This window comes from Geobacillus sp. GHH01, from assembly GCF_000336445.1.
Taxonomy (GTDB): Bacteria; Bacillota; Bacilli; order Bacillales; family Anoxybacillaceae; genus Geobacillus; species Geobacillus zalihae.
This window is the reverse complement of the sequence record NC_020210.1, coordinates 125,703-139,932: the sequence shown is the minus strand read 5'-3', so window position 1 is coordinate 139,932 and position 14,230 is coordinate 125,703. Positions and strand designations below refer to the sequence as shown.

The 14,230-nt window shown below is 51.0% G+C and carries 24 protein-coding genes; all 24 read right to left on the bottom strand.

From position 1 onward, the window contains the following. Positions 1-5: 5 nt before the first annotated feature. Positions 6-1,298, bottom strand: a complete 1,293-nt coding sequence (gene secY, locus GHH_RS00760) for a preprotein translocase subunit SecY (protein WP_015373725.1) — start codon at positions 1,296-1,298, stop codon at positions 6-8. After that, complete coding sequence (gene rplO, locus GHH_RS00755) at positions 1,298-1,738, bottom strand: 50S ribosomal protein L15 (RefSeq protein WP_011229638.1); 441 nt, start codon at positions 1,736-1,738, stop codon at positions 1,298-1,300. The genes secY and rplO overlap by 1 nt, the downstream gene beginning before the upstream one ends. Before the next feature lie 24 nt (positions 1,739-1,762). Continuing rightward, positions 1,763-1,951 (bottom strand): 50S ribosomal protein L30, encoded by a 189-nt coding sequence (gene rpmD / locus GHH_RS00750; protein WP_011229637.1) that lies wholly within the window; start codon positions 1,949-1,951, stop codon positions 1,763-1,765. Positions 1,952-1,964: 13 nt separating this feature from the next. Next, a complete protein-coding gene (rpsE, locus tag GHH_RS00745) occupies positions 1,965-2,465 on the bottom strand; it encodes a 30S ribosomal protein S5 (RefSeq protein WP_011229636.1) in 501 nt (166 codons plus the stop codon). 19 nt (positions 2,466-2,484) lie between these two features. Then, a complete protein-coding gene (rplR, locus tag GHH_RS00740) occupies positions 2,485-2,847 on the bottom strand; it encodes a 50S ribosomal protein L18 (protein WP_011229635.1) in 363 nt (120 codons plus the stop codon). 33 nt (positions 2,848-2,880) lie between these two features. Continuing rightward, positions 2,881-3,417: a 50S ribosomal protein L6 gene (rplF, locus tag GHH_RS00735; RefSeq protein WP_011229634.1), complete on the bottom strand. Its 537-nt coding sequence runs from the start codon at positions 3,415-3,417 to the stop codon at positions 2,881-2,883. Positions 3,418-3,449: 32 nt separating this feature from the next. Further along, positions 3,450-3,848, bottom strand: coding sequence for a 30S ribosomal protein S8 (rpsH, locus tag GHH_RS00730; protein WP_012820490.1), 399 nt, complete (start codon positions 3,846-3,848; stop codon positions 3,450-3,452). Positions 3,849-3,881: 33 nt separating this feature from the next. Beyond that, on the bottom strand, positions 3,882-4,067 hold the full coding sequence (locus GHH_RS00725; RefSeq protein WP_003247599.1) for a type Z 30S ribosomal protein S14: 186 nt from the start codon (positions 4,065-4,067) through the stop codon (positions 3,882-3,884). Positions 4,068-4,096: 29 nt separating this feature from the next. Beyond that, complete coding sequence (gene rplE / locus GHH_RS00720; protein WP_012820489.1) at positions 4,097-4,636, bottom strand: 50S ribosomal protein L5; 540 nt, start codon at positions 4,634-4,636, stop codon at positions 4,097-4,099. Positions 4,637-4,663: 27 nt separating this feature from the next. Beyond that, the gene (gene rplX / locus GHH_RS00715; RefSeq protein ID WP_011229631.1) at positions 4,664-4,975 is read right to left on the bottom strand and encodes a 50S ribosomal protein L24; all 312 of its coding nucleotides are present in this window, start codon (positions 4,973-4,975) and stop codon (positions 4,664-4,666) included. A gap of 36 nt (positions 4,976-5,011) precedes the next feature. Next, the gene (gene rplN / locus GHH_RS00710) at positions 5,012-5,380 is read right to left on the bottom strand and encodes a 50S ribosomal protein L14 (RefSeq protein WP_011229630.1); all 369 of its coding nucleotides are present in this window, start codon (positions 5,378-5,380) and stop codon (positions 5,012-5,014) included. 49 nt (positions 5,381-5,429) lie between these two features. Further along, the gene (rpsQ, locus tag GHH_RS00705) at positions 5,430-5,693 is read right to left on the bottom strand and encodes a 30S ribosomal protein S17 (protein ID WP_011229629.1); all 264 of its coding nucleotides are present in this window, start codon (positions 5,691-5,693) and stop codon (positions 5,430-5,432) included. 24 nt (positions 5,694-5,717) lie between these two features. Then, positions 5,718-5,918: a 50S ribosomal protein L29 gene (gene rpmC / locus GHH_RS00700; protein WP_011229628.1), complete on the bottom strand. Its 201-nt coding sequence runs from the start codon at positions 5,916-5,918 to the stop codon at positions 5,718-5,720. Beyond that, positions 5,918-6,343 carry a 50S ribosomal protein L16 gene (gene rplP, locus GHH_RS00695; protein ID WP_011229627.1) on the bottom strand — a complete coding sequence of 142 codons (426 nt, stop codon included), beginning with the start codon at positions 6,341-6,343 and terminating at the stop codon, positions 5,918-5,920. Before rplP ends, rpmC begins: the two co-directional genes overlap by 1 nt. Positions 6,344-6,345: 2 nt before the next feature. Beyond that, the gene (gene rpsC, locus GHH_RS00690; RefSeq protein WP_011229626.1) at positions 6,346-7,002 is read right to left on the bottom strand and encodes a 30S ribosomal protein S3; all 657 of its coding nucleotides are present in this window, start codon (positions 7,000-7,002) and stop codon (positions 6,346-6,348) included. 3 nt (positions 7,003-7,005) lie between these two features. Next, positions 7,006-7,347, bottom strand: a complete 342-nt coding sequence (gene rplV / locus GHH_RS00685; protein WP_011229625.1) for a 50S ribosomal protein L22 — start codon at positions 7,345-7,347, stop codon at positions 7,006-7,008. An 18-nt stretch (positions 7,348-7,365) separates the two neighbouring features. Continuing rightward, a complete protein-coding gene (rpsS, locus tag GHH_RS00680) occupies positions 7,366-7,644 on the bottom strand; it encodes a 30S ribosomal protein S19 (protein ID WP_011229624.1) in 279 nt (92 codons plus the stop codon). A 33-nt stretch (positions 7,645-7,677) separates the two neighbouring features. Continuing rightward, entirely contained in the window at positions 7,678-8,508 is an 831-nt protein-coding gene (rplB, locus tag GHH_RS00675; protein ID WP_011229623.1) for a 50S ribosomal protein L2, read from the bottom strand. A gap of 27 nt (positions 8,509-8,535) precedes the next feature. Continuing rightward, the gene (rplW, locus tag GHH_RS00670; RefSeq protein WP_011229622.1) at positions 8,536-8,823 is read right to left on the bottom strand and encodes a 50S ribosomal protein L23; all 288 of its coding nucleotides are present in this window, start codon (positions 8,821-8,823) and stop codon (positions 8,536-8,538) included. Continuing rightward, entirely contained in the window at positions 8,823-9,446 is a 624-nt protein-coding gene (gene rplD / locus GHH_RS00665) for a 50S ribosomal protein L4 (protein WP_011229621.1), read from the bottom strand. The genes rplW and rplD overlap by 1 nt, the downstream gene beginning before the upstream one ends. Positions 9,447-9,475: 29 nt before the next feature. Next, positions 9,476-10,117 carry a 50S ribosomal protein L3 gene (gene rplC / locus GHH_RS00660; RefSeq protein ID WP_011229620.1) on the bottom strand — a complete coding sequence of 214 codons (642 nt, stop codon included), beginning with the start codon at positions 10,115-10,117 and terminating at the stop codon, positions 9,476-9,478. Positions 10,118-10,137: 20 nt separating this feature from the next. After that, positions 10,138-10,446 carry a 30S ribosomal protein S10 gene (rpsJ, locus tag GHH_RS00655; protein ID WP_008881945.1) on the bottom strand — a complete coding sequence of 103 codons (309 nt, stop codon included), beginning with the start codon at positions 10,444-10,446 and terminating at the stop codon, positions 10,138-10,140. A gap of 296 nt (positions 10,447-10,742) precedes the next feature. Further along, entirely contained in the window at positions 10,743-11,930 is a 1,188-nt protein-coding gene (tuf, locus tag GHH_RS00650) for an elongation factor Tu (protein ID WP_011229619.1), read from the bottom strand. Positions 11,931-12,058: 128 nt separating this feature from the next. Next, positions 12,059-14,137, bottom strand: a complete 2,079-nt coding sequence (fusA, locus tag GHH_RS00645) for an elongation factor G (RefSeq protein WP_014194600.1) — start codon at positions 14,135-14,137, stop codon at positions 12,059-12,061. Between the last annotated feature and the right edge of the window lie 93 nt (positions 14,138-14,230).

Sequence of the window (14,230 nt, the reverse complement as noted above, 5' to 3'; positions counted from 1 at the left end):
CTTCTTTATTTGATGAATCCACGGTAATGGCGTTTCACCAGCTGGCTCTCAAGCTGTTTCATTGTCTCCAGCGCCACGCCGACGACAATGAGCAAGCTCGTACCGCCAATTTGCGCAGAAGGTGGCAAGTTCGCAACGTTCACGAAGAACACCGGCAGCACGGCAATGACCGCTAAAAAGACAGAGCCGACGAGCGTCAGCCGGTATAAAATTCTCGTCACGTACTCTTGTGTGTTTTTCCCAGGGCGAATACCTGGGATGTAGCCGCCTTGTTTTTTCAAGTTGTCCGCCATCTGCTCCGGATTGACTTGAACAAACGCATAAAAGTACGTAAACGCGATGATGAGCACGACGTAAATGATCATCCCAACCGGGTGCGTATAATCAAACGTTCGGCGAATCCACAATGTTACATCATTCGTGCCAAAAAACGATGCAATGGTCGGTGGTGCAATCAAAAACGATACAGCGAAAATGACCGGAATAACTCCCGCTGGGTTCACTTTGAGCGGCAAATGAGTCGAGTGGCCGCCCACCGGGCTTCGGCCCTCAAGCCGCTTCGCGTATTGAATCGGAATTTTCCGGAACGCCTGCTGAATGTAAATGACACCAACGATGACGGCAACGACCGCCAACGCCACAAGCAGGAGCCGGACGATGCGCAAAAACACATCTTCCCCGACATTTTCAAACTGTTGGGCGTAAATTTGGTTCAAGACCGTCGGAATGCCTGAGACAATCCCGGCGAAAATAATGATCGAAATGCCATTGCCCACGCCTTTCGCGGTGATCTGTTCGCCGAGCCACATTAAAAATGCGGTGCCGGCGGTCAAGACAACCGCGATCAGCAAATACGTGCCGATGCCCGGATTTCGAATGAGCATCCCGCCAGCCAAGTTGTTAAAGCCGTACGACATGCCGATGGCTTGGATAAACCCGAGCACGACCGTGAAATAGCGGGTAAACTGAGCTAATTTACGCCGGCCTACCTCGCCTTGCTTCGACCACTCCGTAAATTTGGGAACAACGTCCATTTGCAGCAGCTGGACGATAATCGATGCCGTAATATAGGGCATAACCCCCATGGCAAAAATCGAAAAGTTTTGCAGCGCCCCGCCGCCGAAAATGTTCAGGACGCCGAATGCATTCAATTCATCTTGCAGTTTTAACACATCCGCGTTCACGCCCGGAACAGGGATGAACGTTCCAATGCGGAACACGATCAACATAAGAAGAGTGAAAATAATTTTGTTTCGAATATCACTGACGCGCATAAAGTTGGAGATTGTCCGAAACATTAAATCACCTCAGTTTTACCGCCAGCCGCCTCAATGGCCTCTTTCGCCGATGCCGAGAACTTATGCGCTTTGACCGTCAGCTTTTTCTCGATTTGGCCTTTGCCCAAAATTTTCACACCCGATTTCAACTTGCTGATGACGCCCGTCTCAAGAAGCAATTCCGGCGTTACTTCCGTTCCGTCTTCAAAACGATTCAGTTTTTCCAGATTCACAACCGCATACTCTTTCCGATTGATGTTCGTAAATCCTCGTTTCGGCAAACGGCGGAACAGCGGAGTTTGACCGCCTTCAAACCCAAGACGAACTCCTCCACCTGAGCGGGCATTTTGACCTTTTTGACCGCGGCCGGACGTTTTGCCGTTGCCCGAACCGATCCCGCGGCCGACGCGCACAGCTTTCTTTCGGGATCCCGGCGCTGGTTGCAATTCATGAAGTTTCATGGCAAAGCACCTCCTTATGATTCATTATTCTTCAATTTCTTTGACTTTGACAAGGTGGGCCACTTTGTTGATCATCCCGCGGATCGCAGGATTGTCATTGTGGATGACCGTTTGGTGCATTTTTCGCAGGCCGAGCGTTCTGACGGTAACGCGTTGGTCTTCCGGACGGCCAATCACGCTGCGCGTGAGGGTAATCGCCAGTTTTTTTGCCATGATCGTTCCCTCCTTATCCTAACAGTTCCTCGACTGTTTTGCCGCGCAATCTCGCTACGTCTTCGGCGCGTTTTAATTGTTTCAGCCCATCAAACGTTGCGCGCACCATGTTGATTGGCGTGTTGGAACCGATCGATTTCGACAAGATGTCGCTGATGCCCGCCAGCTCTAATACAGCACGCGCCGGACCCCCAGCGATGACCCCGGTACCTTCGGAAGCGGGTTTCAAAATGATTTCCCCGGCACCGAAATGGCCGATGACTTCATGCGGAATCGTTGTGCCGACGATCGGCACTTCAATTAAGTTTTTCTTCGCATCTTCAATGGCTTTGCGGATCGCTTCTGGAACCTCTTGTGCTTTTCCGGTGCCAAATCCGACATGGCCGTTTTTATCGCCGACGACGACGAGAGCTGAAAAGCGCAGGCGACGTCCGCCTTTCACGACTTTTGCTACACGGTTGACCGCGACTACACGTTCTTCCAATTCAAGTTTGTTTGGATCGATACGACGCATCGTTGTCCCTCCTTTGTAATTAGAATTCCAAGCCGGCTTCGCGGGCGGCGTCTGCCAATGCTTTTACCCGTCCGTGATATAAATATCCGCCACGGTCGAACACGACTTTTTTAATGCCTTTTTCCAACGCACGTTTGGCGACAAGTTCGCCGACTTTTTTCGCTGCCTCAATGTTGTTCGTCGAATCTAAGCCAAACTCTTTATCCAACGTCGAGGCGCTGACGATCGTTGACGATTTTGTATCATCGATAATTTGCGCGTAAATATGTTTATTGGAACGGAACACGCTCAACCGCGGACGTTCAGCCGTGCCGAAGATTTTTTTGCGGATGCGCGCGTGTCTTTTCTTCCGAACCGCGTTTCGGTCCACTTTCGTGATCATCGAATGTCACTCCTTTCGCTTCGCTATGCCGCGTTATTTACCAGTTTTGCCTTCTTTCAGGCGCACAAGTTCACCTTCGTAGCGGATGCCTTTGCCTTTATACGGCTCTGGCGGACGAACCGCGCGAATGTTGGCGGCCAGTTCGCCGACGCGCTGTTTGTCTGCCCCTTTGACGATGATTTTCGTTTGGGATGGCACTTCAATTTCAAGGCCTTCTTCCGGCTCAATTTCTACCGGATGAGAATAACCGACGCTCAATACAAGCTTTTTCCCTTGTTTCGACGCCCGGTACCCGACACCAACGAGTTCGAGCGCTTTTTCATAACCTTTCGAAACGCCTTCGACCATGTTGGCGAGCAAGCTGCGCGTCGTGCCATGGAGCGCGCGATGATGTTTTTCATCGCTTGGACGCGTAACCGTGATGACATTGCCCTCCACCGTGATCGTCATATCTGGATGGAACGTGCGGGTCAGCTCCCCTTTCGGCCCTTTGACCGTAACCGTGTTGCCGTTGACCGTAACGGTGACACCGGCAGGAATTTCAATTGGTTTTTTGCCGACACGTGACATGTCAAAAACACCTCCATTCTTGAGCAGATAGATTACCAAACGTAGGCGATTACTTCGCCGCCCGTGCCTTTTTGCCGTGCTTCTTTGTCTGTTAAGATGCCCTGCGATGTCGAAAGAATCGCGATCCCTAAGCCGTTTAAGACGCGCGGCACTTCATGGGCTTTGACGTAAACGCGCAAGCCGGGTTTGCTGATGCGTTTCAGCCCGGTAATGACACGTTCGTTGTTCGGACCGTATTTCAAGAAGATGCGGAGAATGCCTTGTTTGTTGTCTTCGATATATTCATAATCACGAATAAACCCTTCGCGCTTTAAAATTTCCGCGATTTCCCGCTTGATTTTCGAAGCCGGGACTTCGAGCTTTTCGTGACGCACCATATTCGCATTGCGGATGCGAGTCAGCATATCAGCAATTGGATCTGTCATCACCATTATGTTTTACCTCCTTCCCAATCAATGGGTTGATTACCAACTGGCTTTTTTGATGCCTGGAAGTTGACCTTTGTATGCGAGCTCACGGAAACAAATACGGCACAATTTGAATTTGCGATAGACCGAGTGCGGGCGGCCGCAGCGCTCGCAACGGGTGTACGCTCTCACTTTAAACTTCGGCGTCCGTTTTTGTTTCGCGATCATCGATTTTTTAGCCACGATTTCGCCTCCCTTGCGTTATGGGATCATTATTTTTGGAATGGCATGCCGAGCAACGCCAGCAGTTCACGAGCTTCTTCATCCGTGTTGGCCGTTGTGACGATCACGATGTCCATGCCGCGCACTTTGTTCACTTTATCATAGTCAATCTCAGGGAAAATGAGCTGTTCTTTAATGCCGAGCGTATAGTTGCCGCGGCCGTCAAACGACTTTTTCGATACGCCGCGGAAGTCGCGCACGCGCGGAAGCGAGACCGAAATCAACTTATCGAGAAACTCATACATCCGTTCGCCGCGCAGCGTCACTTTCGCACCGATCGGCATCCCTTGACGAAGACGGAAGCCGGCGATCGATTTTTTCGCACGCGTTACCACCGGACGCTGACCGGCGATCAGCGTCAGCTCTTCAACGGCGCTGTCTAATGCTTTCGGGTTTTGCACCGCATCGCCGACACCCATGTTGATGACGATTTTTTCGATTTTTGGCACTTGCATGATCGATTTATAGTTGAACTTGCTCATGAGAGCAGGTACGACTTCGTTTACATACTTCTCTTTCAGGCGGTTCATAAAAGTACCTCCCTTCCTGCGTCACGGTTATTTATCCAAAATCTCGCCGGATTTTTTCGCATAGCGCACTTTTTTGCCATCGACAATTTTGTAGCCGATGCGCGTCGGTTCACCCGTTTTCGGGTCGAGCGGCATGACTTTCGAAACGTGGATCGGCGCTTCCTTCTCAATGATGCCGCCTTGCGGGTTCGCTTGCGACGGTTTCGCATGCTTTTTCACAATATTGACGCCCTCGACGATGACGCGGTTTTTCTTCGGAAACGCCGCCAGAATGACGCCTTGCTTGCCTTTGTCTTTGCCGGAGATTACTTGCACTTTATCGCCTTTTTTTACATGCATCGCATTCGCACCTCCTTGAAACGCTGTTCCGTTCCATTAAATAACTTCCGGAGCTAAAGAAATGATTTTCATGAAGTCTTTATCGCGCAATTCACGGGCAACCGGTCCGAAAATCCGCGTGCCGCGCGGGCTTTTGTCATCACGGATGATGACGCAGGCGTTTTCGTCAAAGCGGATGTACGAACCGTCCGGACGGCGCACCCCGCGTTTCGTACGAACAACAACTGCTTTCACGACTTGACCTTTTTTAACAACGCCACCTGGTGTCGCATCTTTGACCGTCGCCACAACGACGTCGCCGATGTTCGCATAGCGGCGACCCGAGCCTCCGAGCACTTTAATGACAAGCACTTCGCGTGCACCAGAGTTATCAGCTACTTTCAAGCGAGATTCTTGTTGAATCATCGACGAAACCTCCTTTCGGAATTATCTCTCCGAACTAAGTGAAGAACGATTACAGAACAACCGCTTTTTCGATGACTTCCACTAAGCGGAAGCGTTTTGTGGCCGACAGCGGGCGAGTTTCCATAATTTTCACGATATCGCCGACTTTCGCGATGTTATGTTCATCATGCGCTTTATATTTTTTCGAATATTTCACGCGTTTGCCGTACAGCGGATGTTTTTTGTACGTTTCGACCAACACGGTGATCGTTTTGTCCATTTTGTCCGATACAACCCGCCCGACGTACACTTTGCGTTGATTGCGTTGGCTCATTCCACAAACCTCCTCTCAAACACATTATTTATTGGCAGCGAGCTCACGTTCGCGAATGATCGTTTTCATGCGGGCGATGTCTTTGCGCACTTGGCGGATGCGCGCCGTGTTTTCCAATTGACCTGTGGCCAGTTGGAAGCGAAGGTTGAACAATTCTTCCTTCAATGCTTTAATTTTTTGTTCGATCTCGGCAGTGGTCAACTCACGGATTTCTTTCGCTTTCATTACGCTTCACCACCAGTTTCTTCACGTTTTACAAATTTGCATTTGATCGGAAGTTTGTGAGAAGCGAGACGCAATGCTTCACGTGCCACTTCCTCAGAAACACCGCCCACTTCAAACATCACTTTGCCTGGTTTGACAACGGCGACCCAGCCTTCCGGCGCCCCTTTACCAGAACCCATCCGCACTTCAAGCGGTTTTGCCGTATACGGTTTGGATGGGAAAATGCGGATCCATACCTTCCCGCCCCGTCTCATGTAACGGGTCATCGCCCGACGGGCTGCTTCGATTTGCCGGTTCGTAATCCAAGCTGATTCTAATGCTTGCAACCCAAATTCACCGAAATGAACTTCCGTGCCGCCTTTCGCCCGGCCTTTCATCCGTCCGCGATGTTCACGGCGATATTTGACGCGTTTTGGCATTAACATGATTATTTTCCTCCTTCCTCAGCTTTTTTCTTGGTCGGAAGGACTTCTCCACGATAAATCCATACTTTCACGCCGATTTTTCCGTACGTCGTATCGGCTTCTGCCGTTCCATAGTCAATGTCAGCGCGCAGCGTATGGAGTGGAACCGTCCCTTCGCTGTAATGCTCCGAACGAGCGATGTCAGCCCCGCCCAAACGGCCGGATACCATCGTTTTGATCCCTTTCGCCCCAGCGCGCATCGCACGTTGGATCGCTTGTTTTTGCGCCCGGCGGAACGATACGCGGTTTTCAAGCTGACGAGCGATATTTTCAGCAACAAGACGTGCATCCAAGTCTGGTTTTTTGATTTCTACAATGTTGATATGGACGCGTTTACCGGTCAATTGCGCGAGCGCTTTACGGAGCGCTTCCACTTCCGAACCGCCTTTCCCGATGACCATGCCCGGTTTGGCGGTATGGATCGTTACGTTGACCCGGTTGGCTGCCCGTTCAATCTCCACGCGGGAGACGGCCGCGTCTTGCAGGCGTTTGCTAATGTATTCACGGATTTTCAAGTCTTCGTGCAACAGATCTGCATAGTCTTTTTCCGCATACCATCTCGATTCCCAGTCACGAATGATGCCGATGCGCAGACCGATCGGGTTGACCTTTTGACCCACGGATTATCCCTCCTTCTTTTCTGAAACGACGATCGTAATATGGCTTGTGCGTTTGTTAATGGCGCTTGCCCGTCCCATGGCGCGCGGACGGAACCGTTTCAGCGTCGGGCCTTCGTCGACATACGCTTGAGTAATGACCAAGTTGTTGACGTCCATGTCATAGTTGTGTTCAGCGTTGGCAACTGCTGATTTCAACACTTTCTCAATGATCGGGGAAGCTGCTTTTGGTGTATGGCGCAAAATAGCGAACGCTTCGCCCACTTCTTTCCCGCGAATCAAGTCAATGACTAAGCGCGCTTTACGAGGAGCGATGCGAACGGTTCTTGCAACAGCTTTAGCTTGCATATCTAGAACCTCCTCTCATTACCGTTTCGTTTTCTTGTCATCGCCAGCATGGCCGCGGAACGTGCGCGTCGGCGCAAATTCGCCGAGTTTGTGCCCGACCATGTCTTCCGTGATGTAGACCGGAACATGTTTGCGGCCATCGTACACCGCGATCGTATGCCCGACAAACTGCGGGAAGATCGTCGAACGGCGAGACCACGTTTTGATCACTTGTTTTTGCCCTGTTGCATTCAGTTTTTCGATTTTTTTCATCAAATGCTCATCGCAAAACGGACCTTTTTTCAAGCTGCGACCCATAAGTGAACCTCCCTTCTGAATTGCGCTCGTTCATTATTTCTTGCGGCGACGGATGATGAATTTATCCGATTTGTTTTTCTTTTTGCGTGTTTTGTATCCAAGCGTCGGTTTGCCCCATGGTGTCATCGGCGATTTGCGTCCGATTGGCGCTTTCCCTTCACCACCGCCGTGCGGATGGTCAACCGGGTTCATAACCGAACCGCGAACTGTCGGGCGAATTCCCAACCAGCGGGCGCGTCCTGCTTTCCCGATGTTGACAAGTTCGTGTTGCTCGTTGCCGACTTCACCAACCGTTGCACGGCATTTGCCTAAAATCATGCGCACTTCGCCGGAAGCCAAACGAACGATGACGTATTTTCCTTCTTTCCCAAGCACTTGCGCCGACGTACCAGCTGCACGCACCAATTGTCCGCCGCGGCCCGGTTTCAGCTCAATGTTGTGGACGAGCGTACCGACTGGGATGTTCTCAAGCGGAAGCGCATTGCCGATTTTAATGTCCGCATCCGGACCGGACATGATTTCCATGCCGACTTTCAAGTTTTTCGGCGCGATAATGTAGCGTTTTTCACCGTCTGCATAGTTGATAAGCGCGATATTGGCAGAACGGTTCGGATCGTATTCAATCGTAGCAACGCGTCCTGGAATTCCGTCTTTGTCGCGTTTAAAGTCGATAATCCGATATTGGCGTTTATGGCCGCCGCCTTGATGGCGCACCGTAATTTTCCCTTGATTGTTGCGGCCCGCCTTTTTCTTTAACGGAGCAAGCAGCGATTTTTCCGGCTGATCCGTCGTAATTTCCGAGAAATCAAGCACCGTCATGCCGCGACGGCCGTTCGATGTCGGTTTGTACTTTTTGATCGCCATCGGAATGTCCCTCCTTCATCGTTTATGTTACACTTCAAACAGTTCGATCTCTTTGCTGTCCGGCGTCAGCGTGACGATCGCTTTGCGGCGGCGGTTCGTATAGCCGCTGTAGCGGCCGACGCGTTTAAATTTCCCTTTATAGTTCATGATGTTCACTTTGGCTACTTTAACGCCAAAAATTTTCTCGACGGCGTCTTTCACTTCCGTCTTGTTCGCTTTGACGTCGACCTCAAACGTATATTTTTTTTGCCCGATCAAATTCATTGTATTTTCCGTGATGATGGGGCGCTTAATAATGTCGCGAGGGTCTTTCATTATGCAAGCACCTCCTCTACTTTCTCCACGGCCGCCTTCGTAATGACGAGTTTGTCATGGTTGAGCACATCGAGCACATTGATGCCGTTGGCTGCCACCACTTTGACGCCAGGAATGTTGCGCGCCGACAGATATACATTCTCATTCAGCTCGTCGGTCACAATGAGTGCTTTCCGATCCACTGAGAGATTGTTTAAAATTTTGACCATTTCCTTCGTCTTCGGTGCTTCAAGCGACAATTGATCCAATACAACGATGTCGTTTTCGAGCACTTTCGAAGACAATGCCGATTTGATCGCTAAACGGCGAACTTTTTTCGGAAGTTTGTAGCTGTAGCTGCGCGGAACTGGACCAAAGACCGTACCGCCGCCGCGCCATTGCGGAGCGCGAATCGAACCTTGACGGGCGCGTCCTGTCCCTTTTTGGCGCCATGGCTTGCGGCCGCCGCCGCTCACTTCAGCGCGGTTTTTCGTTTTATGCGTTCCTTGACGCATCGAGGCGCGTTGCATAATCACTGCTTCGAACAACACATGCTTATTCGGTTCAATCCCAAAAACGGCGTCGTTCAACTCGATTTCGCCGACCGTCTGACCGTTTTGGTTGTATAATGCTACTTTTGGCATTACGTAGTTCCTCCTTTCTTGGCCGGATGTTATTTCGCCTTCTTCGCCGCTTTCACGGCGCTTTTGACGATGACTAAGCCTTTTCTCGGACCCGGCACATTGCCTTTAATGAGCAGCAAGTTGCGCTCCGGATCCACTTTCACGATTTTCAAGTTTTGGATCGTCACGCGCTCACCGCCCATGCGGCCCGGCAAGTTTTTCGTTTTGAAAACGCGGTTTGGCGCGATGGACCCCATCGAACCCGGACGGCGATGATAACGGGAACCGTGAGCCATTGGTCCGCGTGATTGACCGTGGCGTTTGATCGCCCCTTGGAAACCTTTCCCTTTCGAAATGCCCGTGACATCGACAATTTCGCCTTCGCTGAAAATGTCAACTTTCACTTCTTGGCCAACTTCATATTCATCGATGTTGGCGCCGCGGATTTCACGAATGAAGCGCTTAGGTGCCGTGTTCGCTTTGGCAGCATGGCCAATTTGCGGTTTATTGGCGCGTTTTTCGCTAATATCTTCAAAACCTAATTGGATCGCTTCGTAACCGTCGTTTTCGATCGTTTTCTTTTGCAGGACGACGTTCGGCGTCGCATGGATGACGGTTACCGGAATCAAATCGCCATTTTCCGCAAATATTTGCGTCATACCGATCTTTCTTCCTAAGATTCCTTTCGTCATGTGTCACACCTCCCAGTCGATCAAAGTTTAATTTCAATATCAACGCCCGACGGCAAATCGAGACGCATTAACGAATCAACCGTTTGCGGAGTCGGGTTGATGATGTCGATCAAACGTTTATGCGTCCGCATTTCGAATTGTTCACGGGAGTCTTTGTACTTATGAACGGCACGCAAGATCGTATACACCGTTCTTTCCGTCGGCAACGGGATCGGCCCCGACACTTTTGCCCCGGAACGTTTTGCGGTTTCCACAATTTTCTCCGCCGATTGGTCTAAAATTCGATGATCGTAAGCTTTTAAACGAATGCGAATTTTTTCTTTTGCCATTTGGTTTCCCTCCTTCTTCGCCTATTTTGAAAATAGACTTCTCCACGGAAATTTCCTGCACACCGCCGTGGCAAAGCGGCCGGGTGTGTCAGCAACCTTCCGCTTCATCGCAGTCAAAGACCAACATTTGATATTATACTGGTATGTAAGCAAGATTGCAAGTGATTTCTTTGCTTTTCCCACACTTCTTCTATTATACATAGCCGCCATCCCGTTTTCAACACAGCCGCCAATCTGACGGTCAAGATGGCATCAAAAAAAGGATGTCCATTGCTGGACACCCTTTTTTGCCGTGATTACTCGATGATTTCCGATACAGAGCCAGCGCCGACCGTACGGCCGCCTTCGCGGATCGAGAATTTCGTACCTTCTTCGATCGCGATCGGGGCGATCAGTTCCACCGTCATTTCAACGTTGTCGCCAGGCATAACCATTTCGACGCCTTCCGGAAGCGTGATAATGCCCGTTACGTCCGTCGTACGGAAGTAGAATTGCGGACGGTAGTTCGAGAAGAACGGAGTATGGCGTCCGCCTTCTTCTTTCGTCAGGACGTATACTTGCGCTTTGAATTTCGTGTGCGGCGTGATCGAACCAGGTTTCGCCAATACTTGGCCGCGCTCGACTTCATCACGAGATACGCCGCGGAGAAGCGCACCGATGTTGTCGCCGGCTTCCGCTTGATCGAGAAGTTTGCGGAACATTTCTACACCCGTAACGGTCGTCGTTTTCGGCTCATCCGACAAACCGATGATTTCAACCGGGTCGCCAACTTTCAACGTACCGCGTTCAACACGGCCTGTTGCAACCGTACCGCGGCCCGTGATCGAGAAGACGTCCTCGATTGGCATCATGAACGGTTTGTCCACTTCACGTTGCGGCGTCGGGATGTATTCGTCAACCGCATTCATCAGTTCAATGATTTTTTCTTCCCATTGCGGGTCGCCTTCAAGCGCTTTTAATGCCGAACCTTTGATGACCGGCACTTCATCGCCTGGGAAGTCGTATTCAGAGAGAAGATCGCGAACTTCCATTTCAACAAGTTCAAGCAATTCTTCGTCGTCCACCATGTCGCATTTGTTCAAGAATACAACGATGTACGGAACACCGACTTGGCGGGAGAGAAGAATGTGTTCGCGCGTTTGCGGCATCGGACCGTCAGCCGCCGAGACAACAAGGATCGCGCCGTCCATTTGCGCCGCGCCCGTGATCATGTTTTTAACGTAGTCAGCGTGGCCCGGGCAGTCAACGTGCGCATAGTGGCGAGCATCTGTTTCATACTCGACGTGCGCCGTCGAAATCGTAATCCCGCGTTCACGCTCTTCCGGAGCAGCGTCGATTTGGTCGTACGCTTTTGCTTCGGCTTTCCCTTGTTTCGCCAAAACCGTCGTGATCGCAGCTGTCAACGTCGTTTTCCCGTGGTCAACGTGGCCGATCGTGCCAATGTTGACGTGCGGTTTCGTGCGCTCAAATTTCGCTTTAGCCATGAGAGATATCCTCCTTAAAAGTAAGATATGAATTTATATGGTTGGGTAAGTATAGGATGCTTGGGAACAAAACGTTCCCAAGTCTTACTTACATAAGTATTTATAGCGAAACTAGCAAGAGAAATCAATTATTCGCCTTTATTTTTTTTGATAATTTCATCGGCGATGTTTTTCGGAACTTCTTCATAGTGGTCAAACACCATCGAGAACGTTCCGCGTCCTTGCGTGTTCGAACGGAGCGATGTCGCATAACCGAACATTTCAGCCAACGGCACCATCGCCCGGACGACTTGGGCGTTGCCGCGCGCTTCCATCCCCTCGATGCGGCCGCGACGGGACGTGATGTCGCCCATGATGTCACCGAGGTACTCTTCAGGGATGACGACTTCGACTTTCATGATCGGTTCCAAAAGAACCGGATCGCACTTCGTCGCGGCGTTTTTCAATGCCAAGGAAGCAGCGATTTTGAATGCCATTTCGCTCGAGTCGACATCGTGGTACGATCCGTCAAACAGCTTCGCTTTAATGTCGACAACCGGATAGCCGGCTAAGACGCCGTTTTGCATCGCTTCTTCCAATCCAGCTTGGACGGCCGGCACATACTCTTTCGGAACAACCCCACCGACGATGGCGTTCTCGAATTCGAAGCCTTTGCCGCGCTCGTTCGGCGAGAATTCGATCCAAACGTGGCCGTATTGACCGCGGCCGCCGGATTGACGGATGAATTTGCCTTCGACTTGCGCCGATTTGCGGAACGTTTCGCGGTAGGCAACTTGCGGCGCCCCGACGTTCGCTTCGACTTTGAACTCGCGGCGCATCCGGTCGACGATGATGTCAAGATGCAACTCGCCCATTCCGGAGATGATCGTTTGTCCCGTTTCCGGGTCGGTGTGAGCGCGGAAAGTCGGGTCTTCTTCTTGCAATTTTTGCAGCGCTTGGCTCATTTTGTCTTGATCGGCTTTCGACTTCGGCTCGATTGCCACCGAAATGACCGGTTCTGGGAATTGCATCGACTCTAAAATGACAGGATGCTTCTCATCACATAGAGTATCACCGGTCGTCGTATCTTTTAAACCTACCGCTGCGGCAATATCACCGGCATAGACTTTCGAAATTTCTTGACGGTGGTTCGCGTGCATTTGCAACAAGCGGCCGATCCGTTCGCGCTTCCCTTTGGTCGTGTTCATCACATATGAACCGGAATCAAGCGTTCCAGAGTAGACGCGAATAAACGTCAATTTCCCGACATACGGGTCAGTCATGATTTTAAATGCCAAAGCGGCAAACGGAGCGTCATCGCTTGCTTCACGTGTCACTTCTTCTTCGGTATCCGGAACGACGCCGCGAATCGCCGGGATGTCAACCGGAGACGGCAAGTAGTCGACAACGCCGTCAAGAAGCAACTGAACACCTTTGTTTTTGAATGCCGAACCGCAGAAGACCGGGAAGAATTCAACGCTGATCGTCGCTTTGCGGATCGCGGCCTTCAGCTCTTCCGTCGTGATTTCTTCCCCTTCCAAATATTTCATCATTAATTCTTCGTCCAGCTCAGCGACCGCCTCAATCAGCTTGTTATGGTACTCTTCTGCCATATCGCGGTATTCTTCCGGAATGTCAATGCGCTCAATGTTTTTGCCAAGCTCATCATGGTAATGGTACGCGCACATTTCAACCAAGTCGATAATGCCGGAGAATTGATCTTCAGCGCCGATCGGCAGTTGCACCGGATGGGCATTTGCTTGCAGGCGGTCATGGAGCGTTTTCACCGAATACAAGAAATCGGCGCCGATTTTATCCATTTTGTTGACGAACACGATCCGTGGGACGCCATATGTCGTCGCTTGGCGCCAAACGGTTTCCGTTTGCGGTTCAACACCCGATTGCGCGTCTAAGACTGTGATGGCCCCGTCCAATACGCGCAACGAACGCTCAACCTCGACCGTAAAGTCGACGTGCCCCGGCGTGTCGATGATGTTGATGCGATGGCCTTTCCATTGCGCCGTTGTCGCCGCCGACGTGATCGTAATTCCGCGCTCTTGTTCTTGTTCCATCCAGTCCATCGTGGCCGCACCTTCATGCACTTCCCCGATTTTATGAACGCGGCCGGTATAGAACAAGATCCGTTCCGTCGTCGTCGTTTTCCCGGCGTCAATGTGCGCCATAATCCCTATGTTGCGAGTCTTTTCCAAGGAGAACTCTCTTGCCATAGTGGTTATTTTCTCCTTCCTTCAAATATGAAATATAAGTAGATGGCGCCGCCATCGATGGCGCAATCCCCTTGTCTTTGAAGTTGTCCCACG